The 25,559-nt window shown below is 60.1% G+C and carries 23 protein-coding genes, 1 tRNA gene, 1 pseudogene and 1 riboswitch; of the genes and pseudogenes, 14 read left to right on the forward strand and 11 right to left on the reverse strand.

Annotated elements, in window-relative coordinates:
- Positions 1-67 precede the first annotated feature (67 nt).
- Positions 68-322: a GlsB/YeaQ/YmgE family stress response membrane protein gene (locus tag O3W47_RS23970; protein WP_003524764.1), complete on the forward strand. Its 255-nt coding sequence runs from the start codon at positions 68-70 to the stop codon at positions 320-322.
- Positions 323-477: 155 nt separating this feature from the next.
- A tRNA-Lys gene (locus O3W47_RS23975) sits at positions 478-553 on the forward strand.
- A gap of 176 nt (positions 554-729) precedes the next feature.
- On the opposite strand, the gene O3W47_RS23980 is transcribed toward O3W47_RS23975, so the two are convergent.
- Entirely contained in the window at positions 730-1,173 is a 444-nt protein-coding gene (locus tag O3W47_RS23980) for an energy transducer TonB (protein WP_269314741.1), read from the reverse strand.
- A 498-nt stretch (positions 1,174-1,671) separates the two neighbouring features.
- Between O3W47_RS23980 and O3W47_RS23985 the strand changes: the two genes are divergently transcribed.
- The 3 genes from O3W47_RS23985 to O3W47_RS23995 all read left to right on the forward strand — a co-directional run bounded on the left by O3W47_RS23985 (position 1,672) and on the right by O3W47_RS23995 (position 2,827).
- A complete protein-coding gene (locus O3W47_RS23985; protein ID WP_020810465.1) occupies positions 1,672-1,923 on the forward strand; it encodes a hypothetical protein in 252 nt (83 codons plus the stop codon).
- A 200-nt stretch (positions 1,924-2,123) separates the two neighbouring features.
- Positions 2,124-2,354 carry a hypothetical protein gene (locus O3W47_RS23990; protein WP_003524760.1) on the forward strand — a complete coding sequence of 77 codons (231 nt, stop codon included), beginning with the start codon at positions 2,124-2,126 and terminating at the stop codon, positions 2,352-2,354.
- A 284-nt stretch (positions 2,355-2,638) separates the two neighbouring features.
- Positions 2,639-2,827, forward strand: a complete 189-nt coding sequence (locus tag O3W47_RS23995) for a hypothetical protein (RefSeq protein WP_003524758.1) — start codon at positions 2,639-2,641, stop codon at positions 2,825-2,827.
- A 132-nt stretch (positions 2,828-2,959) separates the two neighbouring features.
- Here O3W47_RS23995 and O3W47_RS24000 read toward each other — a convergent pair whose 3' ends face one another.
- Entirely contained in the window at positions 2,960-3,208 is a 249-nt protein-coding gene (locus tag O3W47_RS24000; protein WP_003502962.1) for a hypothetical protein, read from the reverse strand.
- Positions 3,209-3,890: 682 nt separating this feature from the next.
- Here O3W47_RS24000 and O3W47_RS24005 point away from each other — a divergent pair.
- The gene (locus O3W47_RS24005; protein ID WP_080816925.1) at positions 3,891-4,328 is read left to right on the forward strand and encodes a PACE efflux transporter; all 438 of its coding nucleotides are present in this window, start codon (positions 3,891-3,893) and stop codon (positions 4,326-4,328) included.
- Between the two features lie 23 nt (positions 4,329-4,351).
- Here O3W47_RS24005 and O3W47_RS24010 read toward each other — a convergent pair whose 3' ends face one another.
- From O3W47_RS24010 to O3W47_RS24030, 5 genes are all read right to left on the reverse strand, one after another.
- Positions 4,352-5,317 (reverse strand): alpha/beta hydrolase family protein, encoded by a 966-nt coding sequence (locus O3W47_RS24010; protein ID WP_269314742.1) that lies wholly within the window; start codon positions 5,315-5,317, stop codon positions 4,352-4,354.
- Between the two features lie 111 nt (positions 5,318-5,428).
- Positions 5,429-6,034, reverse strand: a complete 606-nt coding sequence (locus O3W47_RS24015) for an ABC-type transport auxiliary lipoprotein family protein (protein ID WP_035236961.1) — start codon at positions 6,032-6,034, stop codon at positions 5,429-5,431.
- A gap of 15 nt (positions 6,035-6,049) precedes the next feature.
- Entirely contained in the window at positions 6,050-7,420 is a 1,371-nt protein-coding gene (locus O3W47_RS24020) for an MlaD family protein (protein ID WP_020810470.1), read from the reverse strand.
- A gap of 8 nt (positions 7,421-7,428) precedes the next feature.
- Complete coding sequence (locus tag O3W47_RS24025; protein ID WP_035223193.1) at positions 7,429-8,265, reverse strand: ABC transporter ATP-binding protein; 837 nt, start codon at positions 8,263-8,265, stop codon at positions 7,429-7,431.
- A gap of 10 nt (positions 8,266-8,275) precedes the next feature.
- Positions 8,276-9,436, reverse strand: a complete 1,161-nt coding sequence (locus tag O3W47_RS24030; RefSeq protein ID WP_269314743.1) for an ABC transporter permease — start codon at positions 9,434-9,436, stop codon at positions 8,276-8,278.
- A 143-nt stretch (positions 9,437-9,579) separates the two neighbouring features.
- Between O3W47_RS24030 and dgcA the strand changes: the two are divergent.
- Positions 9,580-10,563, forward strand: a pseudogene (dgcA, locus tag O3W47_RS24035) (N-acetyl-D-Glu racemase DgcA).
- A gap of 534 nt (positions 10,564-11,097) precedes the next feature.
- On the opposite strand, the gene O3W47_RS24040 reads toward dgcA, so the two are convergent.
- Positions 11,098-11,937 (reverse strand): UDP-2,3-diacylglucosamine diphosphatase, encoded by an 840-nt coding sequence (locus tag O3W47_RS24040; protein ID WP_059760137.1) that lies wholly within the window; start codon positions 11,935-11,937, stop codon positions 11,098-11,100.
- A gap of 228 nt (positions 11,938-12,165) precedes the next feature.
- Here O3W47_RS24040 and O3W47_RS24045 point away from each other — a divergent pair, with 228 nt between their 5' ends.
- The 4 genes from O3W47_RS24045 to O3W47_RS24060 all read left to right on the forward strand — a co-directional run bounded on the left by O3W47_RS24045 (position 12,166) and on the right by O3W47_RS24060 (position 17,916).
- Positions 12,166-14,481 carry an NADP-dependent malic enzyme gene (locus O3W47_RS24045; RefSeq protein WP_020809546.1) on the forward strand — a complete coding sequence of 772 codons (2,316 nt, stop codon included), beginning with the start codon at positions 12,166-12,168 and terminating at the stop codon, positions 14,479-14,481.
- Between the two features lie 136 nt (positions 14,482-14,617).
- A complete protein-coding gene (locus tag O3W47_RS24050; RefSeq protein WP_269314744.1) occupies positions 14,618-15,721 on the forward strand; it encodes a DUF2865 domain-containing protein in 1,104 nt (367 codons plus the stop codon).
- 377 nt (positions 15,722-16,098) lie between these two features.
- Positions 16,099-16,758, forward strand: coding sequence for a hypothetical protein (locus tag O3W47_RS24055; RefSeq protein WP_080816920.1), 660 nt, complete (start codon positions 16,099-16,101; stop codon positions 16,756-16,758).
- Between the two features lie 204 nt (positions 16,759-16,962).
- Positions 16,963-17,916 carry a hypothetical protein gene (locus O3W47_RS24060; protein ID WP_269314745.1) on the forward strand — a complete coding sequence of 318 codons (954 nt, stop codon included), beginning with the start codon at positions 16,963-16,965 and terminating at the stop codon, positions 17,914-17,916.
- Positions 17,917-17,982: 66 nt separating this feature from the next.
- Here O3W47_RS24060 and bluB read toward each other — a convergent pair whose 3' ends face one another.
- Positions 17,983-18,696 carry a 5,6-dimethylbenzimidazole synthase gene (bluB, locus tag O3W47_RS24065; RefSeq protein WP_269314746.1) on the reverse strand — a complete coding sequence of 238 codons (714 nt, stop codon included), beginning with the start codon at positions 18,694-18,696 and terminating at the stop codon, positions 17,983-17,985.
- Positions 18,697-18,773: 77 nt separating this feature from the next.
- Positions 18,774-18,956, reverse strand: a riboswitch (cobalamin riboswitch).
- A 115-nt stretch (positions 18,957-19,071) separates the two neighbouring features.
- Complete coding sequence (locus O3W47_RS24070) at positions 19,072-19,902, reverse strand: TolB family protein (RefSeq protein ID WP_269314747.1); 831 nt, start codon at positions 19,900-19,902, stop codon at positions 19,072-19,074.
- 191 nt (positions 19,903-20,093) lie between these two features.
- Between O3W47_RS24070 and O3W47_RS24075 the strand changes: the two genes are divergently transcribed.
- A complete protein-coding gene (locus O3W47_RS24075) occupies positions 20,094-20,471 on the forward strand; it encodes a glyoxalase superfamily protein (RefSeq protein ID WP_137453173.1) in 378 nt (125 codons plus the stop codon).
- 248 nt (positions 20,472-20,719) lie between these two features.
- Here O3W47_RS24075 and O3W47_RS24080 read toward each other — a convergent pair whose 3' ends face one another.
- Complete coding sequence (locus tag O3W47_RS24080; protein ID WP_080816915.1) at positions 20,720-22,399, reverse strand: NAD+ synthase; 1,680 nt, start codon at positions 22,397-22,399, stop codon at positions 20,720-20,722.
- Between the two features lie 222 nt (positions 22,400-22,621).
- Here O3W47_RS24080 and O3W47_RS24085 point away from each other — a divergent pair, with 222 nt between their 5' ends.
- Positions 22,622-24,562 carry an LTA synthase family protein gene (locus O3W47_RS24085; RefSeq protein WP_269314748.1) on the forward strand — a complete coding sequence of 647 codons (1,941 nt, stop codon included), beginning with the start codon at positions 22,622-22,624 and terminating at the stop codon, positions 24,560-24,562.
- A gap of 116 nt (positions 24,563-24,678) precedes the next feature.
- The gene (locus O3W47_RS24090; protein WP_078053054.1) at positions 24,679-25,212 is read left to right on the forward strand and encodes a DUF1003 domain-containing protein; all 534 of its coding nucleotides are present in this window, start codon (positions 24,679-24,681) and stop codon (positions 25,210-25,212) included.
- Positions 25,213-25,559 lie beyond the last annotated feature (347 nt).

Here is a 25,559-nt window from a genome sequence, read left to right on the forward strand (position 1 = left end):
GGAGTTTGCCTTGCTTTTCACCACGAGAATCATCACCTTCGATGATGCAGCAACATGGGAGGAAATCATGGAATCTGCTGGCATTGGCTGGATCGCAGCCATCATCATCGGTGGTGTCGCCGGGTGGCTCGCCGAACAATTCATGAAAAGCAATATGGGTGTTTTCATGAACATCCTTCTTGGAATCGTCGGCGCGATCGTCGCCAACGCCATCCTTTCGGTGTTTGGAATCGTTTTGACGGGTTGGCTCGGTTATCTCATCGCCGGCTTCATCGGCGCCTGCATCCTCATCCTTATCGGCCGGGCTTTCAGGCGCGGATGAATAAAAGGAAAAATCCGTAAAACCCCGGATTTCCAGACTTTTCCAGCGCGACTGAAATTTTTTCGTCACAAAAATCGAAGAAATTTCATTTCCGCGCTGGACAAGCCCAAACTTCCCCTTTATACGCCCCCTCACACCGCCACACGGTGCCGGTCGGGTGATTAGCTCAGTTGGTAGAGCAGCTGACTCTTAATCAGCGGGTCGTAGGTTCGAGCCCTACATCACCCACCAAATTTCTCCTGAAATGACAAGACGTTGCGATGCTAACTTAAAGCATCGCATAAACGCGCCGGGCTTTCGCCAAGGCCTCAGCTTTCGACAATGTTTCGATAGTGGTTGCGCATAGAGCCGCCCTCGTCACCTGCAACGCGCGGCTGCGCCAACGGTCGGGCTGGTGTCAAACGCGCCTATAATTCCGTTTCCGGCGCCTTGATATCTGCCCCGACAAAACGCGGCGCCAGCGGCCGCCCCGCGATACGGCTTCCAAATTGCTCGGTGAAAGGCACAGGTGCCGCCCGTTTGACCGCCTCGATGGCGGAATCGATGAAGGCCTTGCGCCTCGGGCTGTCTTCCTGTGGGCGCGCGGCGGTGACCACCACCTTGCCCCTTATCTGTCCGTCCTTGTGCAGAATGAACTGCAATGTCACGACCAGCCCCGCCGTGTCTTCGGGCGGCACCCAGCAGGCGTAGATCGCATCGAACATTTCATTGATATTGCCGGTCGGTGTCGGGTCGTTGCAGACCCGTGACTGGCCTGAGGCCTGCGTCGAAAAACCGGCGGACAACAGGACCAGCGCCACGAGGCCTGATAGCCTGAACGCGCTGGCGAATGGAAACCAATGCGGGATCAAATCAATACCCTCTACCGAAGCTCGATCTGCCTGCCTGGCCAGACCGACCGTCACCGTTTCTTGAAATCAATTTCGTCAATAAGAATTCAGCGGAGCATTGCGTAGTTTCCCCGCTCTTAGTTTTACGATCACAGCAAGCCCAAATATATCAATAAAAAACTAAAAACAAAACAATTTTAAGTTAAAACAAAATGAAACGTGAAATAAACCACTACAATTTACACCAAAATCATCAAGCAAATCCGAATTTAGAAACGTAAAATACAGAGATATACAAATAAACAATACCACAAACGCCGAGATATAAACTACCATTTACTCTCCACATGAAGTGAAGCGCCAGCCTGGACATATACATACCCGGCCCGCGCAATCACGACCCTTTCCGTAAGAGCACGGGGCTCAACTGCAGCAACCGGCTTTCCGTGTGGCCGCCGAAAAGATGATTATTGGCGTTGCGGCATCGCCCGTTTCCCCAAAGCTGTCTCAATCGTCCTTATGATCGGGACCATGAGATTGCTCATCAACATATTGCTTTTCATTCTCGGCGCGGTCGGGAGCGGGATATGTGCGTTTTTATTATCGGCAGCGCTTGCCGATTCCGGATTTCTCGGCTCCTGTTTTGAGGGAAACTGCGCCTATGCGGCGCTTTTCATGGTGCTGCCCGTCACATGGTTCGTGCTTTTTGCGCTTTATGTGATGGCGCTGCTGATCTGGCGGCGAAAGCCTTTCCGGAACGGAAGGCTCTGAAAACGGAGGTGGCGACGTCATCGCCGCCGCGCACGCGTTGACAGCGGTTAAGACTTGCCGCTAACGTCCGCCTGCTGGGGGATTCGCTGCCAGTGATATGCGGGCCTCATGAGCAACCCGATATCACCGGCCTCTGAATGTGCATGTTCCGATTTGCGTCTCGCGTATGTGGGCATGACGGAAAACAGGGAGACCAAAGGATGCGGGCCGCAATCAATTCCCCGTCGCTTTCGATCGACACCATGGACTACCAGGCCGAGTGCCAGTTCGCGCTGGAACCTTCCATTCACGGGCTGATCGAAAAAGCGGAACATGCCGGCTGGAACCGCCAGCAGGCCGCCCTCGCCATCGTCGCTCTCGCCAGCGAGCATCTCACCGATCTATTGTCCGCCGGCGGCGTTCCCGCGCCGGATCAACGCCCCCTCTCCTGATATCCTCCTTAAGCCGGGCGGATCAGCGCCCGCGTCATCGAAACATCATAGCTAAAATCAACACAACATGTCCGGAGTGTCCCTGTCGACACTGCCGGAACAGGTTTGTGCCGTGAAGGTCAACGTGTGGGCAAAGCCGATCCCGCACGGCACTCCGACGCCGCCTGTCGCGCCCCGGTCCTTTCATCGCGCCGGGCACCCAATCGCCCGCCAGCAACCCTGCCATAGTGTTGACACAAGCCACCAATAATGAGAACATAAAGTGAACATTATGGAGGTCAGCGATGAACACAGCAGACGCAGCCATAGAAAATGCCCTTTCCGTTGTCGCCCGCTCCCGCGATATGCGCGAACGCGCGCTCGAGCGGCGGCGCGAGCTGCAACGGCGAACGGAAGTCATCATTACCCGGCCGCTTTACGTGCTCAAAAAGAACGAAGGGCCGAAACAGCTGTCGCTGAAACTCGACAGCTAATCGCCGATGCAAAGAGCCGGCAAGAGCGGCGCTGTGAAAGCGAAGGTTGCCCCGCCTTCCTCCTGAAAGCAAAATCCCGTGCGGATCACCTCACGCACGGGATTTTCAGAATGAAGAGGTTGTTGTTCCTGTTTATTGCATGCGTTGCATTGCGGCTTCTGGTTCACCGGTCGTCGCAACCGCTGCCGGAAGGCGGTCGGTCTTTTTCAGGATGACGACGGGCTTTTCCACCGGATCTGTCGGCGGAACGATGCTTGCGGTTTTGAATTCACGGTCTACGGCAGGAACGGAAGCGTTGATCTGTTGATGACCTGCGCATTCCGCAAGCGCTGCACTGGCGGAAAAACCAAAGACAGCGGCGATAATGAGAACTGATTTCATGTCATTCTCCCTTCGCTCTGGTGGCAATCTCCAGTCTAGGTGGAGACGGGCCGGATTGAAAATCACACTTTAGAGACATCTAAAGCTCATCATCATTTCGGCAGTCGTCGTCATCAATGTGCGGGGGCAGGCAACAGGCAAATGCCTTAGCCCTTATTTCTTCCGCACATCCAGCGGATTTCGGCAAAGCGGTCTGCGAAATATCATCGCCACATAACTTCCCTTAAGAGAAATGAGGCTTGGCGTGTAAGTCGTAACCTTCGCCGTGTTGGCGGCCTTTATCGTTCTCCCCTCAGAGGAATTCTGCTGCATGGCACGCCTCCTTCCATAAGCGATAACGAAAATGCGCCGGTCTTGTTCCGCATCGTCCTCTCTTTGCTCCGAGAGAGATCGAGGCGCTGCCGCGTATTTCTTCTCCCCGCCGGGGAGAAGGTGGCCCGAAGGGCCGGATGAGGGGGCTAGCGCAGAGATATGCGGAGAGCTTGCCCCCTCATCCCGCTGCCGCGGACTTCTCCCCGGCGGGGAGAAGAAACAAGCGGCGACCTTCCAGCCATATCCAAGGCCCCAAATGCACAGCGCTTGAAAAATTCGCCCAAAACCTCTATATGACCCAGCGCGAGGACGACCTCGGCCATATCGGCGACAGCATGCGGGACGGCCCGGTCACATACCGGAGAATGAAATGCGTTCCCTGCAAGATCGTATCCGCCACGCCCTCAGTTTCGAAATCATCGGCCTTCTGCTCGTCATTCCCTTGGGCGCGCTGCTTTTTGGCATGCCTATGGAAGATATCGGCATTGTCGGCCTCGTCAGCGCCACGTTGGCGACGGTCTGGAACTATGTCTACAATCTCGGCTTCGACCACGCCATGCAGCGGCTGAAAGGCACGACGCTGAAGACGCCCGCCCTTCGGGTCGCCCATGCCGTGTTGTTCGAACTCGGTCTGCTGATCGTGCTGATGCCTTTCATCGCCTGGTATCTGAATATCAGCCTTGCCCACGCGCTGGTGATGGATATCTCGTTTGCGCTGTTTTACGTGGTCTATGCTTTTGTCTTCAACTGGAGCTACGACCGGATTTTCCCCCTGCCGGAATGGAAGTCGCAGCAGGACGCCGCCTGACCGGCGCGGAGAGGAACGATGCCTCAGCGCAGCGACGCCTTGAAGAAACTGACCACCTCGGTGTTGAAGCTGCGGTGAAACCCCGCCCGGTCGAAACCCGCCGCATCGCTGCAAATCTGGGGCACGGCCTTTTCCATCTCGGCGGGGCAAGGGGCGATAAAGGAAAAGTGCCCCGCCCCTTTTACCATCCGATAGTCCGGTTTTACCGGCAGATCGTCGCGCAGCCTTGCAACATCCTGCGGCGCGACACCATCGCCGCCGCGTTCCGAACTCCAGAGCTGGACCGGGATCGTGATATTCTTCAGGTCGCCCGCGCCGGGAAAGGCATTCAACGGGTCGGCGACAACCACAGCCTTTATCCGCGCATCCTGACCGCCATGCTGCGGCAATGTCGTCTTCTGCCGCATCTGCGTGCAAATCGGCGCCTGCGGGTCGGGACAGGGCAGCCCGGCATTGGCAAAATCAGGCGTGCCGCCGGCAAGCACCAGCGCGGTATAACCGCCGCGCGAAAATCCGAAGACGCCGATCCGCCCGGCATCGATGGAACCGGCTTCGCTAAAACCTTCAAGCAGATGATCCAGCAACCGGGCAATATCCGCCGGACGGCCCGTCAGCGCGGAAAGCTCGCCGGCCTTCTTCATTTCAAGCGCATTGTCTCCAGGGTGATTGATCGCCGCGACAATGAAGCCGGCATCCGCCAGCGCCACCGCCGTGTCCCGCTGGCTGAAATAGGTGCCGCCAAAGCCATGAGAGATGACGACGAGCGGATATTTCCCTTCAGGAACAGGGCAGTCGCGCACGGCGGGCAAAATGAAGGGGCCGATCCTCACCTCTTCCGGCGCGGCCGCGCAGGGCGACCACACCGCAGCCTTCATGGCAGCTTTGCCATTCGCGGCTGGAATGTCGATCAGCCGGAGACCGGCCGCCATGGCGGCGCCCGTTCCAGACAGGGCGGAAAACATAAGGCAAAGCAGCAGCAGAAATCGCATCACCAACTCACGGATCGGGCTCACGGATCGGGCCATTATGCATAGGCCGATCGGTGACCGGCGCTACGCGAACATAAAGCGGTTTCCTGTGACGGCAATAACGCCGAGCGCTTAAAGCGATTTCAGCGTCCAGGCCACGATATCGCGCGTGGCGGCGGCAAAGGCCTGATCCAGCGCCTTCACGAAATTGGCGTTGCCGGAACCGCTGACGCGGGCGCTGGCGCGGAATACTTCCTGCGCCTTCACCGTGCCATTGCGGTCGTTCAGGAGCTTCACGGATATTTCGATATTGGCGATATTCTTCGCCGTATCGATTTCGAAGGCACGAATATCGGTCACGACCTGATAGTCGATTGCCAGCCCCTGCCCCGGCCGGCCGACGCCGCCAAGCTTGCCGGTATCCTCGAAGGCTTCAACGAGCTTGGATTGCACCATGCGCGGCAGGCGGTCGCTCCATTGCGAGTTGCCGAGATACTGCACCTCCGAGCCGGAAAGGCGCACCACGATGTTTTCGCTGTCGAGCGCCTTCAGGGCGGTCGGATCGGCGATCAGCAATTGCCGGCTTTTCAGTGAAGGTCCCTGCGCCACCGCCGCCGAAGAGACGGAGAGATCGAAAGTATCGTTCTTCGGCGCACCCGCGCAGCCCGCCATCAAGGCGGCAAACAGCGGAGCCAGAATGAGGGCGCGGCGCTGACGGCCGTTCATCAATCGTGTCATTGGCCCATACCCCTCTTAGCGCCTTGTTCTGCCATCATATTGTTTCACGGTTTCGCCGCCGAAAATCAACCGCTGCGGATCGCGGTCGATATTGGTGATGGCATTGTTGAGATTGTCGACCGTGACCCGCGTACTGCCGATCAGCGCCTGGAAATCCTTCAGGCCCGAGCTGGAGAAACGGGTCAGATTGTCGGCAATCGGCCCGATGCGGGCATTCAGATTGTCGGCCACCGCCTTGAACGATGTGAGCGTCTCGCGCGCCTTGGCAAACAGCGAATTGGCGTCATCGGTGCCGAGCATGCCGTCCACCTTGGCGAGAATGCCGTCGACGCGGCTGGAAGCGAGGTTCAGCTTGCGGCCCATTTCGGTAAAGTCGGAAACCGCCTGGTCGATATCGGCGCGGCGGGCGCCGACATCGTCGGCGATCCGTTTGAAGTTCGCCACGGCATCGCGCGCATCGGCAGTCGCAGAGGAAACGTCGTCAACCACGGTGCCCACCTTGGCGGGATCGACGGAGGCGAGAAGCTCATCCGCACGCTTTACCACGGTCTGCACTTCCGTGCTCGCCGCTTCGAAATTGCGCGCCGTGCTCTGCACGGTTTCCATGATGCCCTGAATATCGCTGGAGGCGGAAGCGACATCCTTCGTCACCTTGTCGACATTCGACAGGATGGAATCGATCTTGCCAGCGTCCACCGCCTTCACCAGATCCTCGATGGCCGTCAGCGTGCCGTCGAGACGCACCGAGACCGACTGAACGGTGGTGGAAAGCGAGCTGAGGCTGGCGATGAAATTCTTGATGCCGTCGGAATTGGCCGCCAGTGCATCGGAGAATTTCTCGGCATTGCGCACCGTCTGCGTCAGCGGGCCACGCGCATCCTGCACGAAACCCTGCAATTCGCCGATGGCGCCATCGGCGCGTTTCAGGATCTTGTCGGCGGTGGCAAGCAGGTTGGTGACGCTGGAAAGATCGGCAGTCAGTTCGGCCGGAACGCCGCTTTCGACGGCTTTCTGCAGAATGCGCTCGCCATCCTTGTTGCCGCCGGAAAGCTCGATATAGGCAGCGCCCGTCAGGCCCTGAATTTCAAGCACGGCGCGCGTGGATGGGAAAACCGGCGCATCGGCCTGCACTTCGGTAAAGGCGATGGAATAGGCCGGGTCGTCGCGGTCAATGGCAAGGCCGCGCACGGTGCCGACCGGAATACCGTTGAAGCGCACGGGAGAACCGACGGAAAGGCCGTTCGCGGAGCCGGGAATACGCACGACAAGCTGGGCCGTCGGGCCACCGCGGCCAAACTCGGCCATCCAGTAAACGAAGCCGAATGCGGCGGCGATCACGATCAGCGTGAAAATTCCGACTATGGTGTAGTTCGCCTTGGTTTCCATGCTTCTTGTTACTCCACCGGATTTTCGTGTCTGCCGTCCGGAAGAACGACAGAGCGCGCCCGTTTGCCGCGGAAATAGGATTGCACCCATGGGTCGTCGCAGGCGAACATGTCCTGCAATGTCCCTTCCACCAGCACTTTCTTCTGGCCCAGCACCGCAATGCGGTCGCAGACGGAGAAGAGGCTGTCGAGGTCGTGCGTCACCATATAGACGGTCAGGCCGAGCGAATCGCGCAAGCGCGCAATCAGCATATCAAATTCCGCCGCCCCGATGGGATCGAGGCCGGACGTCGGCTCATCGAGGAAGACGAGGTCGGGATCGAGCGACAGCGCCCGGGCAAGCGCCGCGCGCTTGATCATGCCGCCGGAAAGCTCGGAAGGATACTTGTCGCCCGCATCGGGCTTCAGCCCCACCATCTCGATCTTCAGATAAGCAAGCTCGTCCATCAGCTTCTTGGGCAGGTCGAGATATTCGCGCATCGGCAGCTGGATGTTTTCCTTCACCGTCAGGCCGGAAAACAGCGCGCCCTGCTGGAACAGCACGCCAAGCCGCTGGTCGAGCATCATGCGGTCGTCTTCGCTCGCCTTGTCGTAATCGGTACCAAGAATGCGGATCGCACCCGCCTGCCGCGGCAGGAGCCGCAAGATCGCGCGCATCAACACGGATTTGCCAGCACCGGAGGGGCCGATGAAACCGAGGATTTCACCGCGATAGACATCAAGATCGAGATTTTCGAGCACGTTGCGGCCGTTGAAACCGACGGTCACGCCCTCGACGGAAAGCACCACCTCGCGCCCGTCTTTCCCGGTTCTGGTCTCCTGCGGTTTCTGGTCCAGTTTCTCCAACGCGCCCTCCCTAGAAATCGATGGCTGCGTAGAAGATGGCGAAAAGACCATCCACCAGAATGACGACGAAGATCGACTTCACCACCGAGGAGGTGACGTGCTGGCCGAGCGATTCGGCCGAACCGCCCACCTTCATGCCTTCAACGGCCGCGACGATGCCGATGATGAGCGCCATGAACGGCGCCTTGATCATGCCCGCAGCAATGGTCGATTCCTCGACAGCGCCATGCAGGCGCGACAGGAACACCTCAAACGTGATGCCGGAATAAAGCAGCGCCACGATGGCCGCGCCGAAAAGCGCTGCGAAATTGGCGAGAATGGTCAAAAGCGGCAGCGCGATGGTCAGCGCCACCAGCCGCGGAAACACCAGCACGCCCACGGGGTTGAGGCCGATCACCTTCAGCGCGTCGATTTCCTCGCGCATCTTCATCGAGCCGATTTCCGCCGTGATCGCACTGCCGGAACGGCCGGCGATCATGATCGCGGTCAGAAGCACACCGATTTCGCGCAATTGCAGAATGCCGACGAGATCGACAACGAAGACTTCCGCACCGAAATAACGGAGCTGGAACGCGCCCTGCTGCGCGATGATCGCGCCGATCAGGAACGACATCAGCATGATGATCGGCACGGCGCGCACGCCCATATGGTCGATCTGGTTGACGATCGCAGCCGGCGAGACGCCGCGCCCGCGCCCAAGCTTCATCTGCGCGCCGCGCACGGCCGAGCCGAGAATATACATGCCCGCCAGGAAATCCGCGCCATTCTGGATGACGGCCTTGCCGACGGGCGCAAAAATACGCTCGGCGAGCCCCACCTTCGCAGCGGCTTCGCCCTCCATCTCCACCTTTTCCGGCAGCTGGCCGATGACCTCTTCGATACGGTCATTGCCCGTCACGGTGACGGTGGCGCCATTTGCCTCGAGGTCCTTGCGCAGACGCTGGATGATCCATGCGCCTGTCGTATCGATGGCCTCGACGGAAGAAAGATCGATTTCCACCGGGCCGGCGGATTTGCTCTTTTCGATCTTTTCAAGATTGGGGAAAACACCGGCGAGATTGCTGTTGCGCCAGGAACCGCTCATGACAAAACGCAAGCCGCCGCCGGAGACGCTGTCGTCTTCGGTGATTGCGGCCGGGTTCGCCTGTTGCCGTGTGTCCTGTTCTTGCATAATGCTCCGAGCGAGTGCAGCCGTCACGAGATTCTTAAAGGTTTCATAACGTTTTGGCCTCCGGCAAGCCACAGTGACGGCCGACAATTCGTGATAAATTTGGCGTCATGTGTCTTTTGCCGCCCAATCGGAAGTGAAAAAACATGCCCCGTTACCTTCAAGCCACAACAGAACGTTTTCCCGTCGCCGGCAGCTTCACCATTTCACGCGGCACCCGCACGCATGCGGATGTCGTAACGTGCACCATCCGCGATGGTTCCTTCGCTGGCATTGGCGAATGTGTGCCCTATCCGCGTTATGGCGAAAGCATCGAAGGCGTCATCGCCGATATCGAGGCGATGGCGCAGCAGATCGCCGGCGGTGTGACACGGCAGGAACTGCAGCAGGCGATGCAACCCGGTGCCGCCCGCAATGCGGTCGATTGCGCGCTGTGGGACCTCGAAGCCAAGATCAGCGGCAAAACCGTTGCCGAGCGCGTCCTTGGACAGGCGGCAAAGCCGCTCGTCACCGCCTACACCATCTCGCTTGCCGACCCCTAGACCATGGCCGCGAAGACGGCGGAAAACGCAGGCCGCCCGCTGCTGAAGATCAAGACCGGCACGGCGGATGACGAAGCGCGTCTAAGAGCCGTGCGCGCCGCCGCACCCGAAGCGCGCATCATCATCGACGCCAATGAGGGCTGGAACGATTATAATATCGAATATTATCTGAGGCTTGCGGCAGAACTGAAGATATCCCTGATCGAGCAGCCGCTACCCGCCGGCAAGGATGACATCCTCGCCCGCATCGATCATCCGGTGCTGATCTGCGCCGATGAAAGCGTGCATTCCACGAAGGACCTCGCCACCCTGCGCGACCGTTACGATGCGATCAACATCAAGCTCGACAAGACCGGCGGCCTGACCGAAGCGCTCGTCATGAAGGCGGAGGCCGAAAGGCTCGGCTTCACCATCATGGTCGGCTGCATGCTCGGCACCTCGCTCGGCATGGCGCCGGCCGTGCTGGCAGCACAGGGCGCGGCCTTCGCCGATCTCGACGGGCCGCTGCTGCTGGCGCAGGATCGTGAGCCGGGACTGGATTATGAGGGTTCGCTGGTTTATCCGGCGCGGCCGGAACTGTGGGGATAAGCCACTAATATTGGAAGTAGTGAGTCAAGGTGAGCCGCAACGTCGCCCTTTGTTTCTTCTCCCCGCCGGGGAGAAGGTGGCCCGAAGGGTCGGATGAGGGGGAGGCTGTGCCGGATGTCGGAGAGCAAGCCCCCTCATCCCGCTGCCGCGACCTTCTCCCCGGCGGAGAGAAGACGAAAGACGCACCCGCTCGCCTTAAATGACGGAATGGCTCGTCTATGAGGAAGGCATGGTTATCCGGTCCCGCCGGAATTGCGGAAGTCTCGCCCAGGCACCGCACGCCAAGGCGGCATGTTCCGCGCGCCTTACCCAAAGAGGCACAGGGAAGATTGTAGAACCTCTCCTCCGTCACGCCGGGCTTGATCCGGCATCCAGCCACGGCGCGTCTGCGCGGTGAGAAGAGTCTTACGCGATTAAAGACTTAATCGCACTGGATCCCGGCTCAAGGCCGGGATGACGGTGTGCGGATATTGCCACTCATCGAATGCGGCATTCCATACGAGCCTATCGTCAGCGCACGTCAAACGCCCCAACTCAGGCCGCGTGCTTCCCGATCAGCCCCGGAATATCCACCGGCTCCATCTCGTCCGATGCCTGTTCGGCGGTAACGTCGCTCGTCTGCATCCAGGTGATCAGCTCGAAGCTGCCATCGGCATTTTCGGCAATCGCCGTGCAGCTTTCCACCCAGTCGCCGGTGTTGATGTAGCGGATGCCGTCCATGTCTTCCATCACCGCATGGTGAATATGTCCACAGATGACGCCATCGACATTGTTGCGGCGCGCCTCTTCGGCCACCACGCGCTGGAATTCGCCGATGAAGTTGACCGCGTGCTTGACCTGCAGCTTGGCCCAGGCCGAAAACGACCAGTAAGGCAGGCCGATGCGGCGGCGCACGGCGGCGATGGCGATGTTGAGCGCAATCGCCGCGTCATAGGCCCAGTCGCCGAGATAGGCGAGCAGGCGGGCGTTGCGCACCACCACGTCGAACTCGTCGCCATGGATGATGAGGTACTTCTTGCCGTCGGCGGCCTCATGGATCATGCGCTCGGCCACTTCGATGCCGCCGAAATGCATGCCGGGAAATTCCCGCAGGAATTCGTCATGATTGCCAGGAATATAAACGATGCGCGTTCCCTTGCGGGCCTTGCGCAGAAGCTTCTGGACCACGTCGTTGCAACCCTGCGGCCAGTACCAGCTGCGGCGCAGACGCCAGCCGTCGACGATGTCGCCGACGAGAATGATCGTCTCGGCCTCGTGATATTTCAGGAAGTCGAGCAGATAGTCCGTCTTGGCCGCCTTGGAGCCGAGATGAACATCCGAAATGAAAAGCGTTCTGAACTGTCTGGTTTCGATTTGACCGGCCACGGATTTCATCCCCCTGTTCGGTTGCGTCCCTGCGGCTTTCTTACCTCTCAGAACCAGACTCGTGTTTCAGCAACATGACAGACGTCGGTTTTTATAGGGAATATGACGAAAGCCTTCACGAAAACGCGAATAAGCCATGGCCGCATTTGCATAAGGTGCGGTCAAATAACGGCTGTACCACGGGGAAGTTTGTTGTATTCAGGGGTCCGGAATTGAACCAGACATGACGGTGGAAGAATGACCTCTCACGATAAGAACAACACGCCCGCCAACACGGCAAAGGCCGACATCGAGGAACAGGCGCTCTTTTTCCACCGCTATCCGCGCCCCGGCAAGCTGGAAATCCAGGCCACCAAGCCGCTCGGCAACCAGCGCGATCTGGCGCTCGCCTATTCGCCGGGTGTTGCCGCCCCCTGCCTCGCGATCCACGAAAATCCGGAAACGGCCGCGGAATATACCGCCCGCGCCAACCTCGTCGCCGTTATTTCCAATGGCACGGCGGTGCTCGGCCTCGGCAATATCGGCCCGCTCGCTTCCAAGCCGGTGATGGAAGGCAAGGCCGTCCTCTTCAAGAAATTCGCCGGCATCGACGTTTTCGACATCGAAATCGATGCGCCCGGCATCAACGACATGGTCTCCACCATCGCAGCGCTGGAACCCACCTTCGGCGGCATCAACCTTGAGGACATCAAGGCGCCGGAATGTTTCGAGGTGGAACGCCAGCTGCGCGAAAAGATGAATATCCCGGTCTTCCACGATGACCAGCACGGCACCGCGATCATCGTCGCCGCCGCCGTCACCAACGCACTGGAACTGGCCGGCAAGTCGCTCTCGAGCGTCAAGATCGTCGCCTCGGGCGCAGGTGCGGCAGCCCTTGCCTGCCTCAACCTGCTCGTCGCCATGGGCGCGAAGAAAGAAAACATCTGGGTCCACGACATCGAAGGCCTCGTTTATGACGGCCGCAACACGCTGATGGACGAGTGGAAGGAAGTTTACGCCCAGAAGACCGACAAGCGCGTCCTGGCCGAAACCATCGACGGCGCGGATGTCTTCCTCGGCCTTTCCGCCGCCGGCGTGCTGAAGCCGGAACTGCTGGAGCGCATGGCGGAAAACCCGCTGATCCTGGCGCTTGCCAACCCCAATCCGGAAATCATGCCGGAGGCGGCGCGCGCTGCCCGTCCGGATGCGATGATCTGCACCGGCCGTTCGGATTTCCCGAACCAGGTCAACAACGTTCTCTGCTTCCCCTATATCTTCCGCGGCGCGCTGGATTGCGGCGCAACGACCATCAACGAAGAAATGAAGATGGCCGCCGTGCAGGCCATCGCCGAACTCGCGCGGGAGGAAGTCTCCGAAGTGGCCGCCAAGGCCTATAGCGGCGAAACGCCGGTCTTCGGCCCGAACTACCTCATCCCCTCGCCCTTCGATCCGCGCCTCATCCTGCGCATTGCGCCAGCCGTTGCCCGCGCTGCGGCCGCAAGCGGCGTCGCCGCCCGGCCGATCACCGATTTCGAAGCCTATCTCGACCAGCTGAACCGTTTCGTCTGGCGCTCCGGCTTCATCATGAAGCCGGTCTTCAATGCCGCGAAAGCCGCCGAAAAGAAGCGTATCATCTTTGCCGAAGGCGAAGACGAGCGCGTGCTGCGCGCCGCCCAGGTGCTTCTGGAAGAAGGCACCGGCATTCCGATCCTCATCGGCCGCCCGCAGATCATCGAAACGCGCCTGAAGCGCTTCGGCCTGCGCATCCGCCCGCATACGGATTTCGCCGTGGTCAACCCGGAAGACGATCCGCGCTACCGCGACTATGTCGATGACTATTTCGCCCTTGTCGGCCGCGTCGGCATCAACCCGGAAGCCGCGCGTACCATCGTGCGCACCAACACGACCGTCATCGGCGCGCTGTCGGTGAAGCGCGGCGAAGCGGATGCGCTGATCTGCGGCCTCGAAGGCCGTTACGACCGCCACCTGCGCGACGTCAACCAGATCATCGGCAAGCAGGAAGGCGTTCGCTCCTTCGCCGGCCTCAGCCTGCTCATCACCCAGCAGGGCGCGCTGTTCCTGACCGATACTTTCGTGAACTATGACCCGACCTCCGAGGAAGTGGCGGAAATGGCCATTCTCGCGGCCAAGGAAATCCGCCGCTTCGGCATCACGCCGAAGATCGCCCTCGCCAGCCATTCCAATTTCGGTTCGCGCGATTCCGAAAGCGCCCGCAAGATGCGCCGCGCCCTGAAGATCGTGCAGGAAGCAGCACCGGAACTGGAAGTGGACGGTGAAATGCAGGGCGGCTCGGCCCTTTCGGAAGCGCTGCGCAAACGCGCCATGCCGAACAGCGTGCTGACCGGCGAAGCGAACCTCCTGGTTTTCCCGAACCTCGATGCCGCCAACATCACGCTCGGCGTCACCCGCACGCTGACGGAAGGCCTGCATGTCGGCCCGATCCTGCTCGGCACGGCCCTGCCCGCCCATATCCTGTCGCCCAGCGTCACCTCGCGCGGCGTGGTCAACATGGCGGCGTTTGCCGTGGTGCAGGCCTCGCATCCTTCGGTGTGATAGAGGGCGCATTAACGCAATTTTGAACAGGCTGTTGCCGCCTTGCGGCAACAGCTTATGTTATCTTCCCGAAACACGGATGTCGTGAAGTATAACGCCCCTGCCACCGGCTGGGGACATCGAACGGATCGAACAATTGACCCGCCGCAGCCGCATCATCGGCCTCCTGCTTCCCCTTGTTTTCACCGCACCGGCCGCCGCTTTCGCGGATCAGGTCTGCGACATGCTTTATGCGCAGTTGCGCGAACCGCCCCGCGTCATCGGCAACACGGCCGAGGTGCGGCGTTACGCCAATGCGCTCGCCCGCCAGAATATCGTCATCCGCAAGATCAGGAACGACCTGCGCGGCTATGGCTGCTCGTCCGGCAGCGTCATCGTCTATGGCAATCCCAATGCCGGTATCTGCGCCGAAATCGGCGATGCGCTGGCGGAAGCGGAAAGCGAGCGCGACGCCATCATCCGTGACCGCGACGACGCCATGGCGGCCGCGCGTAGCGACGACGGCGACATCAGGCGTCAGCGCATTCTCGCCGCCCTCGATGCCAATGGCTGCAACACCCTGCCGCAGACGGAAACGCAATTGCCGCCGCCTCCGGATGTGACGCGTTATCCCGACGCCTTTCGGCAGAACGGCGACGAACCGGGACAGGCGGGGCTTTCGCCCTACCCCAACGCCGCCGCCGAGGGCGGGCTGCGGACGCTGTGCGTGCGCACCTGCGACGGCTCGTTTTTCCCCATCGCTTCCAATGCCTCACCGCTCGATTTCCGCGCCCAGGCGGAGCAGTGCGAGAAAATGTGCCCGGGGACCGAGACGGAGCTTTATTTCCACTCCATGACGGAGCAGGAAACCGCCGACATGGTGTCTGCGGAAACAGGCAAGCCCTACAAGGATCTGCCAACCGCCTTCGCTTACAGAAACGCGCACGGCAAAGCGCCGGGCTGCGCCTGCAACATGGCCGCCTATCACAAGGAAATGCAAAAGCAGGAAGAGGCCGCCCGGCCGCAGCCCGAAAAACCCTATTCCGGCATCACCACCATTCCATCACCGCAAGGTGACAAGGCTGAGAAACCCGCCGAACAGCAGCAGGCCGCCAAGCCGCCGGAACAGCCCGTTCCCGAACGCGACTATGACCCGAACGACAGCCGCGTCCGCGTCATCGGTCCGAAATTCCTGCCCGACCAGACGGGCCGGATCGACCTGAAGAACCCGGCATTGAAGGGCATTCAGCCGCAGCAATAATGACGGCGCCACCAGCCCTTGCATATTCCAATGCACCAAACGCGATGCGTCACTTCCGTACAGGCCGCGCCCATCCCCGTGGCCTGCTTCGAGCCCTCCGCAGCCATGGATAAACACATTCTTCACCTCATTTGCCGACAAATATTCATATAGAAGTTGTATACGTGAACGCGATTGACTTCGCTGTAAGAGTGCATATTATTAAAAAATCCACTTAAAGTGGATCAGCATCCCATGCAAAATATATATACGCCGTGCGGCTTTAGCCGCGCGCGCCTTTCATGCATCTCCAGACGAACATGTAGCCCACCTCGAACCCGAGTGGACGATCAGAGTTTCATTGACCTATGAAGCCCACAACCATCAGGAGTATAGCCATGACATCCATTCAGATCACCGCAACCGGCGTCAAATTGCTCGATCCTTTCGTCCCGGTCATCGCAACTTTGCCGACAGGCGAAGCGAAGGAATCCTATTCCATCTCGGTTTCCGGCATGGGACAGCTGACCGGCATTTCCTATACCGTGCCGGCGCATACCACGGGAAAAATCAAGGCCCAGCTGCAAATCTCGGCCCTTTCCAGCCAGGATGTGAAGGACCTCAACACGCTTGCGCTCGGAATGCTTGATGCTTCCTACCGCGAGGAGATCAACGAATACGAAAAGACCACGGCCAGCGCCAATCTTTCAGTCTGGACGTGGTTCTTCGGCGGCGGCGGCGCTTCCGCCTCTTATGAAAAGACCAAACAGGAAATGCGCTCCAAGGGCCTGACGGATCAGCAGATCACCATGCTGATGGACGCCTTCCTGGAGCGCGCAAAAAACATGTCGACGGTCGAGATCGAGTTCTATGTGAACAATCAGAGCAACGACTACGCCGTCTCCGGCGACGTCTATCTCTACACGGTTTCCGGCACCATCAGCACTGAAAAAGGCACCTCCCAATACCGCATGCTGGCCGATCAGGCGGCGGCCGGCGGTCCTCCGCCGGCCGGCGGCGGCGCTCCCTCCAGCGGCAAGATCATTCCGCTGAATTGAGGGCTCGCAGGCATGGGCAGCGCAGCCCTTCACCCCCGGGGCGCGCCGCCCCTTTTGAGCATTTCCCGGAAAAGCGGAGCCCGGTTTTCCGTCCGGAAATGCGTGAAAACAAAGAGTTAGAGTGTTTTCGTGATTCGAAGAAAAGCGAAAAACTCTAAAAAACCGGACATCCGTCCTTCACCCCCTTTTCCATGAGGCAAGCGAATGACTTTCGAGGAACTCACGGCGCTCAAGGAGCGGCACTACCATCAGCTGACAGGCATACCCGGTGTCACGGCGATCGGCGTCGGGTTGCTTGAGGACGCCGCCGGCGAACTGACACAGGAGCTTGGCCTGATCCTTTACCACCGCGCGCCGGACCCGTCGCTGAAGGCGGGTCTGATGACGACGCTCGACGGCGCGCCGCTGCAGGTGCGGGAAGGCTCCTTCGACCGCCCGAGCGAGGCGGTGCGAGAACTGCCCGCGCCCGGGACGGCATGGAAGGATCACCCCAGACGCCTCTCCGACAACCCGCGCGAAAAAGTCGTGGAACCGATGGTCGGCGGCATCAGCGGCAGCCCGGATTACTGGTCCTGGACGGATACCGTCGGCACCATCGGGCTGGTCGTGCGGGCCGCCAACGGAACGCCGATGATCATGAGCAATGCGCATGTCATCTGCCGGGACAATGCCCAGGTCGGCGATGACGTCTCGCAGCCGGCGCGCACCTGGTTCGGCGATCTTGCCGCCAATATCGTCGCGTTCCAGAAGGGCAACATCGTCTATCAGGGAACGACCTATGGCGTCGATGCGGCTGTCGCCAGCCCGGCGAATGGCCGGCTCGCCACCATCGGCGCAATCTACAACCTCCCCTCGCCGGTGGGGGCGGCCGTTGCGGCGCTCAACATGAATGTTACGAAATCGGGTGTGACGACCAATATCACCAATGGCGTCGTTTCCGGCTTTTACGACGTGCAGCAGCCGAATATGCGCAACCAGATCGGCATATCGCCGCGCCGCGCCGGCGAGGTCTTCAGCCAGCCGGGCGATAGCGGCAGCGCCGTCATCGACACCGCCGGCAATAATGTCGTCGGATTGTTCTGGGGTGCAAGCGGCGCGATCAGCCTCGCCAGCCCCATTCACCCCATCCTCAATCTTTTTAACTGCACCGTCGTTTGAAGAGACGATGACCATCCTTCCCGGCCCACCTTCCCGGCTTCGTCCGGGAGGGATGGATCCGCCCGGTCAACCGCCCCAGCGGTTACGAAACACCAGTTCCTCCAGCGGCACGCGCTGCCGCCAGCCTTTCACCGCCAGTTCCGGCTCGTTATAGAGCGCATCGACCCGGCCGAGGCAAAGCCAGGCGACGATTTCGATATGGTCGGGAATATCGAGAATGGCGCGAATGTCGCTATCGTGGAAAATGCTGACCCAGCCGACGCCGATGCCTTCGGCGCGCGCCGCGAGCCAGAGATTCTGGATGGCGCAGACTGTGGAGTAGACATCCGTGCGTGGATTATGGGTGCGGCCCAGCACCACCTTGCCGCCGCGCGTCGGATCACAGGTGACGCAGATGCTGAGCGGCGCCTTGCGGATGCCTTCGAGCTTGAGACTGCGATAAAGCGCCTGCTGCTCGCCCGTAAACATCGCCGCCGCCTCCTCATTGGCCCGGCTGAAGGCCACGAAGGCCGCCTGACGGACAGCGCCATCGGTGACGAGGGTAAAATTCCACGGCTGCATGAAACCGACCGAGGGCGCGGAATGGGCCGCCTTCAAAAGACGCTCCACCAGATCCTCCGGCAGCGGGTCCGGCAGAAACTGGTCGCGCACGTCGCGACGGGTCTCGATGGCGCGGTAAATCACCTCGCGTTCCTCACCGGAAAACGGGCGGGCGGGCGAGAGCGCATGATCGAACGAACTGGCGCCGGGCGGATTGCTCACGGACGGATCGGCTGGCATCGTTTATCCCCAACAATGCGAAGGCCGGGCGCAAATGCGCACCCCGCCTCGACAACAACCTGCCGCCGTCCGCGCGGTTCGGTCTATTTCGTCAGGCCGGTCTTCTGACTCGGCTTCATCCGCCCTTTTCGCCTTCCCGAATTGCTCCAGTGGCTTTTTAAAAAGAACGTCCGCCTCACAGCGCTGGGCACGTTCCGGTCTTTCACCGGATTCCCGATTCTCCCGCCGCATGGGCAGGCACCTGACAGGGAAGCTATGGGCAAGAAAGCTTGCGGATGCAAGCTTCTTTGCGGGCGGTGCGACGATGTGACCATGGCACCCCTCACCTCCGTCATTCCGGCCTTGAGCCGGAATGACGGCCCTCCTTTTACCGCATCACTCCACGGGGAAATACCTGACATAAGCGAACTCATCCCCGTCAGGCGACCAGTTGGGCGAATTCATCGTACCCTGCCCGCCGAAAAGTTCGAACAGCGTCTCGGCATTGCCGCCATCCATATCCATCAGCCGCACTCGCACATCGAGATCGCGCGGATGGTCGAAAACGTCGCCGTCATAGGAAACGAACACCACCTTGTCTCCTTTCGGAGACGGGTGCGGAAACCAGTCGCCATAGGGGCTGTCGGTGATGCGCTCGACGGCGGAGCCATCCACCCGCACGCGCCAGATCTGCATTCGCCCGGTGCGGCTGGAATTGAAATAGATCCACTCACCGTCAGGCGAATAATCCGGCCCGTCATTGCGGCCCTCGCCATGGGTCAGCCGCGTCTCGACGCCGCTTGTTATATCCATCGAATAGATATCGAAGACCTGATCGCGAATGCCGCAATAGGCAAAACCTTTCCCATCCGGCGACCAGCCATGCCAGTAAGAGGGAAGATTTTTCGTCATCAGCCGCGGCACGCCGCCCGCCGAGGCCATGAGATAAATGGCGCTCTTGCCGAATTCCACCTTGTCGGAAATGGCGTAAAGCGAACCATCCGGCGAAATGCCGTGATCGTTGTTGCAGAGCGTGGCAAAGCCGGTATCGACCTTTTCCGGCGACGCATTGCCGGCAAGAGACAGGCGATAAAGCAGCCCTTCGCTGTTCAGCAGCAGGTATTTTCCATCCGGCGACCAGTTCGGCGCTTCGAATAGATCGGGCGTCTGCCACACCACCCGCATCTGCCGGGTGCGGATGTTGAAGATTTCGATGGAGCTGCGCATTCTGCCTCCCGGGCGTGTCCGTGTCTCGTTCAAAGCGCCCGACAATGCAGACATTCCGTTTGCATCCGCCATCGCCTCGATTATGATCCTAGGGCGGCAGGCACCGTCCTGCAAATTCAAACCGGAAAAAACGCCAGCGCTCCGGCACCGTCCGTGACCTTTGCCGTTTCTCCCAGATCCGAGGTTCCGCGATGAATACCATCGCCGATCACGGCATCCGCTTCGGCCGGATCGCCGCAATGCTTCCTGTCAAAAATATCGAAAAGGCCCATGATTTTTACGTTGGCGTGCTGGGCTTCGAAAAGACCTTCGAAAACGGCACCCCTGTCGGTTTCATGATCCTCAAACAGGGCAATGCCGAGCTGCACCTGACATTGCAGCCCAGCCACAAGGCAGCGCCCTTCAATGTGGCGCATATGATGGTGAGCGATGTGGACGCGCTGCATGCGCTCTGCAAGAGCCAGGGCTTGCGCATCATCAAGGGCCTGCAGGACAAGGATTACGGTCTAAGGGCCTTTGTGTTTGAAGACCCGGATGGCAACCGCATCGATGTGGGGCAGGTTATTTAAGGCAAGTGAACGGCGCGGCGTGTCCGCGCCGTCTGTTTAAACACGAAGCCCCACTGTGGAACGAGCGCATGCCACTTGTTTCTTCTCCCCACAGGGGGAAGTCCGCGGCAGCGGGATGAGGGGGCGACGGTAGAGATAAATCGAGAGGTTGCCCCCTCATCCGACCCTTCGGGCCACCTTCTCCCCGACGGGGAGAAGAAACGGCGGCAACGCCGGGCAAAACATCCGCTACCAGCGCCTTCCTTCAATCACCGATCCCTGAACCGGTTGGTGATCGGATAACGCCGGTCACGCCCAAAGTTCTTCTTGGTGATCTTCACGCCCGGGGCCGATTGCCGGCGCTTGTATTCGGCGAGATAGAGCAGATGCTCTACCCGGTGCACGGTGGCGACATCATGGCCGCGCGCGAGAATCTCCTCGACCGACATTTCCTTCTCGACGAGGCATTCGAGAATATCGTCCAGCACCGGATAGGGCGGCAGCGAATCCTGGTCGGTCTGGTTGGGGCGCAATTCGGCCGAAGGGGCCTTGGAAATGATATTGGCCGGGATCACCTCGCCGGAAGGGCCGAGCGCGCCGGGCGGCACATGGGCATTGCGCCAGCTGGAAATGGCATAGACCTGCATCTTGTAGAGGTCCTTGATGGGGTTGAAACCGCCATTCATGTCGCCATAAAGCGTGGCATAACCCACCGACATTTCCGACTTGTTGCCCGTCGTCACCACCATGGAGCCGAACTTGTTCGAAACGGCCATCAAAATGGTGCCGCGCGTGCGGCTCTGCAGGTTTTCCTCGGTAATGCCCTCTTCCGTGCCCTCGAAGAGATCGGAAAGCGCCGAAAGGAAACCCTCCACCGGTTCGACGATCGGCACGATATCGTAACGGCAGCCCAGCGCCTTGGCGCAATCGGCCGCGTCCTTCAGCGATTCTTCCGATGTATAACGGTAAGGCAGCATGATGCAGCGCACCCGCTCCTCGCCAAGTGCATCAACGGCTAGGGCGGCACAGATCGCCGAATCGATGCCGCCGGAAAGGCCGAGAACCACGCTCTTGAAGCCGTTCTTGTTGACGTAATCGCGAAAGCCCAGCATGCAGGCGCGGTAATCCGCCTCCTCGCCTTCGGGAATCTTCGAGAAAGGCCCGCTGTCGCAATGCCAGCCATCGGCCGTACGTTTCCAGTCGGTAACGGCAAGTGTGGCCTCGAACTGGCTCATCTGGAAGGCAAGCGTCTTGTCGGCATTAAAGCCGAAGCTCGCGCCGTCGAACACCAGCTCGTCCTGCCCGCCCAGCTGGTTGGCGAAGACGAGAGGCAGGCCGCTTTCGATAACCTGCCGCAACGCCACCTGATGGCGCACATCCAGCTTGCCACGATAATAGGGCGAACCGTTCGGCACCAGCAGGATTTCCGCGCCGCTTTCGGCGAGCGTCTCGCACACGCCCATATCGTTCCAGATTTCCTCGCAGATCGGAATACCGATCCGCACACCCCGGAAATTATAGGGACCGGAAATCGAACCTTCGGAGAAAACACGCTTCTCGTCGAATTCGCCGTAATTCGGCAGGTCGATCTTGTCGCGCAGCGCGATGATCTTGCCGCCATCCAGAAGCGCTACGGAATTGTGCCGGCCCGTCTCACCCTGTCGTGGAAAACCGATGACGACGCCCGGCCCGCCATCGGCGGTTTCCGCCGCCAGCTCTTCCACGGCCTTCAGGCATGCTTTCAGGAAAGCCGGCTTCAGCACCAGATCTTCCGGCGGATAGCCGGATATGAACAGCTCCGTCAGCAGCAGAAGATCGGCGCCCTGCGTCGCCGCATCGGCCCTCGCCTCGCGCGCCCTGGCGAGATTGCCCGCCACGTCGCCAACAGTGGGATTGAACTGCCCAACGGCAATCCGGAGATGGTTCTCTATATCGTGTCTGTCGCTCATGGCTTTTCAATACCGCGCCCTTGCCCGCTCCGCAACGCGGCAATTGCATGGCGGCGTCCGTTACGCTTCGTCCGCGCGCGTTCACGCTAAGGTTATCGCCGCACCCGCCAGACTCTTCAAAGTTCATGTCGCGTTCATCGCGCTTATGTGACAGTTACATGACACTTTTGCGACACCCGATTCACCTCCCCGGATCGGCCGTGCCGCCTGCAATACCGGAGTATGGGTTTGAGAGATTCGGCGCCAAAAACAACGGCTTCCGAAAAGGCTGGTTTCGTCTTTTCGCCTGCATGGACAAGGAGCCTTTCCAAGCTTTCGGGCATCGCCTATCCGCTTGCCAATCTGACGGTCGCGTCCGTCGTGCTGGTCGTGGCGCTAGAGTGGATCGCCCGCGGTTCGCTCAGGGATGTCGGCGCTTTCCTCACCTCCTCCGCCCGCCCCGGCATGACCACCATTGCCGCCGTGCTTGCCCTCCTCGTGGCGCTGGATGCACTTCTTGGCAGGCGTTACCTGTCGCTGATCGCGCTTGCGCCGCTCTGCGCGCTGACGGGGCTGATTTCGGCGCAGAAACAGACCTATCTTTCCGATCCGCTTTACCCCTCCGACCTGCTGTTCGGCCGCCAGATCCTCGAGCTTCTGCCGACCATGCTGAAGGCCCAGCCGCTGACGGCAGCCCTGGTCGCTCTCGGCATCTGCGCCACGATTGCCGCTCTCGCAGCGCTGTGGCTGCTGGCGCGCCGCCATTCACCGGGCTTGAGCTGGCGCGAACGCGCCGCTGGTCTCGCGCTGGCGCTGCCGCTTCTTGCCGGTCTTGCCTCGCTTATGGACTATTCGCATTATTCCTGGGTGCGCGATCGCCTCAACATCATTCCCATGATGTGGGATCAGCAGGAAAACTACCGCCATAACGGCTTCCTGATGGCCTTTGCCTTCAATATTCCGATGGCCAATGTCTCGGCGCCGCAGGGTTACGGCGAAAACACCATTGCCGACCTGACCTCCGAGCCCGCCGCCTTCGCCGCCAACAAGGGCGATTACCCCGATGTCATCATGCTGATGAGCGAATCGCTGTGGGATCCGACGCGGCTGGAAAATGTGAAGCTCTCCGCCGATCCCATGCCGACGATCCGCGCCAAACAGTCCGGCAACGTCTTTTCCCCGGAATTCGGCGGCATGACGGCGAATGTGGAATTCGAGGCGCTGACCGGCTTTTCCAACGCCTTCCTGCCCTATGGCAGCATTCCCTATCAGCAATATATCCGCCGCCCCGTGCCCTCGCTCGCCAGCTTCTTCCGTGGCGAAGGTTATTCCGCCATCGCCATGCACCCGTTCCAGGAATGGTTCTGGAACCGCAAGCAGGTCTATCAGAATTTCGGCTTCGAGGAATTCCGCTCCGAAGAGACGCTGCCCGCCATGGAAAAACGCGGCAACTTCGCCTCCGACGATGCGCTGATGGACCAGATCATGGCGGCGGCCGAGAAGGCGCAGAACCCGCTCTTCCTCTTCGCCGTCACCCTTCAGGGACATGGTCCCTACGAGGCGACCCGTTATGCCGAGAACACCATTGGCGTCGAAGGCGCCCTTTCCGCCTCGGCCTCGCAGGCGCTCGCCACCTATTCTCAAGGCGTGGCGGAAGCCGACGAAGCGCTGCTGAAACTGATGCGCTGGGCGAAGAAGCGCGACCGTGAAACCATCATCGTCCTCTTCGGCGATCACCTGCCGCCGCTCGGCCAGACCTTCGTGGAAAGCGGCTATATGCCCGGCATGGTGGCCAGCCGCCGCGCGCCGCTGGAGGTAATGAAGAAGGAACACGAGACGCCGCTCGTCGTCTGGTCCTCAAAGAAGGGCGTGCGCAAGAATATCGGCACCATCAGCCCGGCGCTTTTGCCCTATCACGTGCTGAAAACGGCGGGCTTCTCCGATCCCTTCTATACCGGCACGCTTGGCGAAGTGCAGCAGGCCTTTTCCGTCATCGACCGGCATATGCTGGTGACGACCGACGGCAAGGCCCTGCCCGACTGGTCGATCGCGCCCAATGCCGTTCCCGACGTGGTGCGCGATTACCGCCTGCTGGAATTCGACATGATGTTCGGCCAGCAATATGGCCGCGAACGCTTCTTCCCCGGTTTCAACTGGCTGCACGAGGGCGCGCCATCGGTCTGATGTTTTTCGGCGGGGACGCCTGAACCGCATGGCGGTGGAAATCGTTTGAATTCCACCGCCATGCGGGTTTATCTCGGGAAACATCCGCATCGCCCCATCAGAACCGGAGACACACCGTGTCAGATATCTCCGACTATATCGTTTCGCATTTCAAGCGTTCCTCTCGCGAAATCGGCGAAGTGGAGCGGCGCATTCTGGAACTGTCGCACCAGAAGAAACTGATTTCACGCGACACCAATGCTGAATTTTCCGCTGGTGCGAGTTTCGGCGACAGGCTGGCCGACAATATCGCCAAGGTCGGCGGCTCCTGGGGTTTTATCCTCGGCTTCTGCTTTTTCCTGATCTTCTGGGCTGTCATCAACACCATCATCCTGACGACCGGCGCTTTCGATCCCTACCCCTTTATCTTCCTCAACCTGCTGCTTTCCATGCTGGCGGCCATTCAGGCGCCGATCATCATGATGTCGCAGAACCGCCAGGCCGCCCGCGACCGTTTCGAGGCCGCCAAGGACTACGAGGTGAACCTGAAGGCCGAGCTTGAGGTTCTTTCCCTGCATGAAAAGATCGATGTGAAGGTGCTGGCCGAACTGGCCGCGCTCCGTCAGGACCTTGCCGCACTGCACCGCCATGTCACCCGCAAGGAAGACTGACGCCGGAAAATTCATCCCCGCTTTTCCCCACTCCGCGACGCGCTGTTAGATTAAACGCAGTCCCGCCGGGTGGACGCCAGACGTGGCGGAAACCGAGGGACGGTTCTGATAGGGACGGTGGCGCGTTCGTGACGACAGGACCATTTCGCAAAGCGCGGTGCACGGCCCTTTGCGAAATACGGCATGGTGAAAGACCCGGCTGCGCAACGCATCCGACCCACACCAACCTCAACCGAAGCGCAGCCGGGCAATCGCCCCACGCACCCTGACCCATCCCCGACCGGCAGCGCCGGGCGGGATGAAGCTGTTGGGAGGTTTAGAGTATTTTCTGGAAAAGTCGACCGAAG

This window comes from Agrobacterium sp. LMR679 (assembly GCF_027157905.1).
Classification (GTDB): domain Bacteria; phylum Pseudomonadota; class Alphaproteobacteria; order Rhizobiales; family Rhizobiaceae; genus Agrobacterium; species Agrobacterium leguminum.

What these genes read in the sequence shown, in the direction of transcription:
- O3W47_RS23970 (WP_003524764.1), top strand. Translation starts at nt 68, where the DNA reads ATGGAATCTGCTGGCATTGGCTGGATCGCAGCCATCATCATCGGTGGT.
- O3W47_RS23985 (WP_020810465.1), top strand. Translation starts at nt 1,672, where the DNA reads ATGATCGGGACCATGAGATTGCTCATCAACATATTGCTTTTCATTCTC.
- O3W47_RS23990 (WP_003524760.1), top strand. Translation starts at nt 2,124, where the DNA reads ATGCGGGCCGCAATCAATTCCCCGTCGCTTTCGATCGACACCATGGAC.
- O3W47_RS23995 (WP_003524758.1), top strand. Translation starts at nt 2,639, where the DNA reads ATGAACACAGCAGACGCAGCCATAGAAAATGCCCTTTCCGTTGTCGCC.
- O3W47_RS24000 (WP_003502962.1), bottom strand. Translation starts at nt 3,208, where the DNA reads ATGAAATCAGTTCTCATTATCGCCGCTGTCTTTGGTTTTTCCGCCAGT.
- O3W47_RS24005 (WP_080816925.1), top strand. Translation starts at nt 3,891, where the DNA reads ATGCGTTCCCTGCAAGATCGTATCCGCCACGCCCTCAGTTTCGAAATC.
- O3W47_RS24010 (WP_269314742.1), bottom strand. Translation starts at nt 5,317, where the DNA reads ATGCGATTTCTGCTGCTGCTTTGCCTTATGTTTTCCGCCCTGTCTGGA.
- O3W47_RS24015 (WP_035236961.1), bottom strand. Translation starts at nt 6,034, where the DNA reads ATGACACGATTGATGAACGGCCGTCAGCGCCGCGCCCTCATTCTGGCT.
- O3W47_RS24020 (WP_020810470.1), bottom strand. Translation starts at nt 7,420, where the DNA reads ATGGAAACCAAGGCGAACTACACCATAGTCGGAATTTTCACGCTGATC.
- O3W47_RS24030 (WP_269314743.1), bottom strand. Translation starts at nt 9,436, where the DNA reads ATGCAAGAACAGGACACACGGCAACAGGCGAACCCGGCCGCAATCACC.
- O3W47_RS24040 (WP_059760137.1), bottom strand. Translation starts at nt 11,937, where the DNA reads ATGAAATCCGTGGCCGGTCAAATCGAAACCAGACAGTTCAGAACGCTT.
- O3W47_RS24045 (WP_020809546.1), top strand. Translation starts at nt 12,166, where the DNA reads ATGACCTCTCACGATAAGAACAACACGCCCGCCAACACGGCAAAGGCC.
- O3W47_RS24055 (WP_080816920.1), top strand. Translation starts at nt 16,099, where the DNA reads ATGACATCCATTCAGATCACCGCAACCGGCGTCAAATTGCTCGATCCT.
- O3W47_RS24060 (WP_269314745.1), top strand. Translation starts at nt 16,963, where the DNA reads ATGACTTTCGAGGAACTCACGGCGCTCAAGGAGCGGCACTACCATCAG.
- bluB (WP_269314746.1), bottom strand. Translation starts at nt 18,696, where the DNA reads ATGCCAGCCGATCCGTCCGTGAGCAATCCGCCCGGCGCCAGTTCGTTC.
- O3W47_RS24070 (WP_269314747.1), bottom strand. Translation starts at nt 19,902, where the DNA reads ATGCGCAGCTCCATCGAAATCTTCAACATCCGCACCCGGCAGATGCGG.
- O3W47_RS24075 (WP_137453173.1), top strand. Translation starts at nt 20,094, where the DNA reads ATGAATACCATCGCCGATCACGGCATCCGCTTCGGCCGGATCGCCGCA.
- O3W47_RS24080 (WP_080816915.1), bottom strand. Translation starts at nt 22,399, where the DNA reads ATGAGCGACAGACACGATATAGAGAACCATCTCCGGATTGCCGTTGGG.
- O3W47_RS24085 (WP_269314748.1), top strand. Translation starts at nt 22,622, where the DNA reads ATGGGTTTGAGAGATTCGGCGCCAAAAACAACGGCTTCCGAAAAGGCT.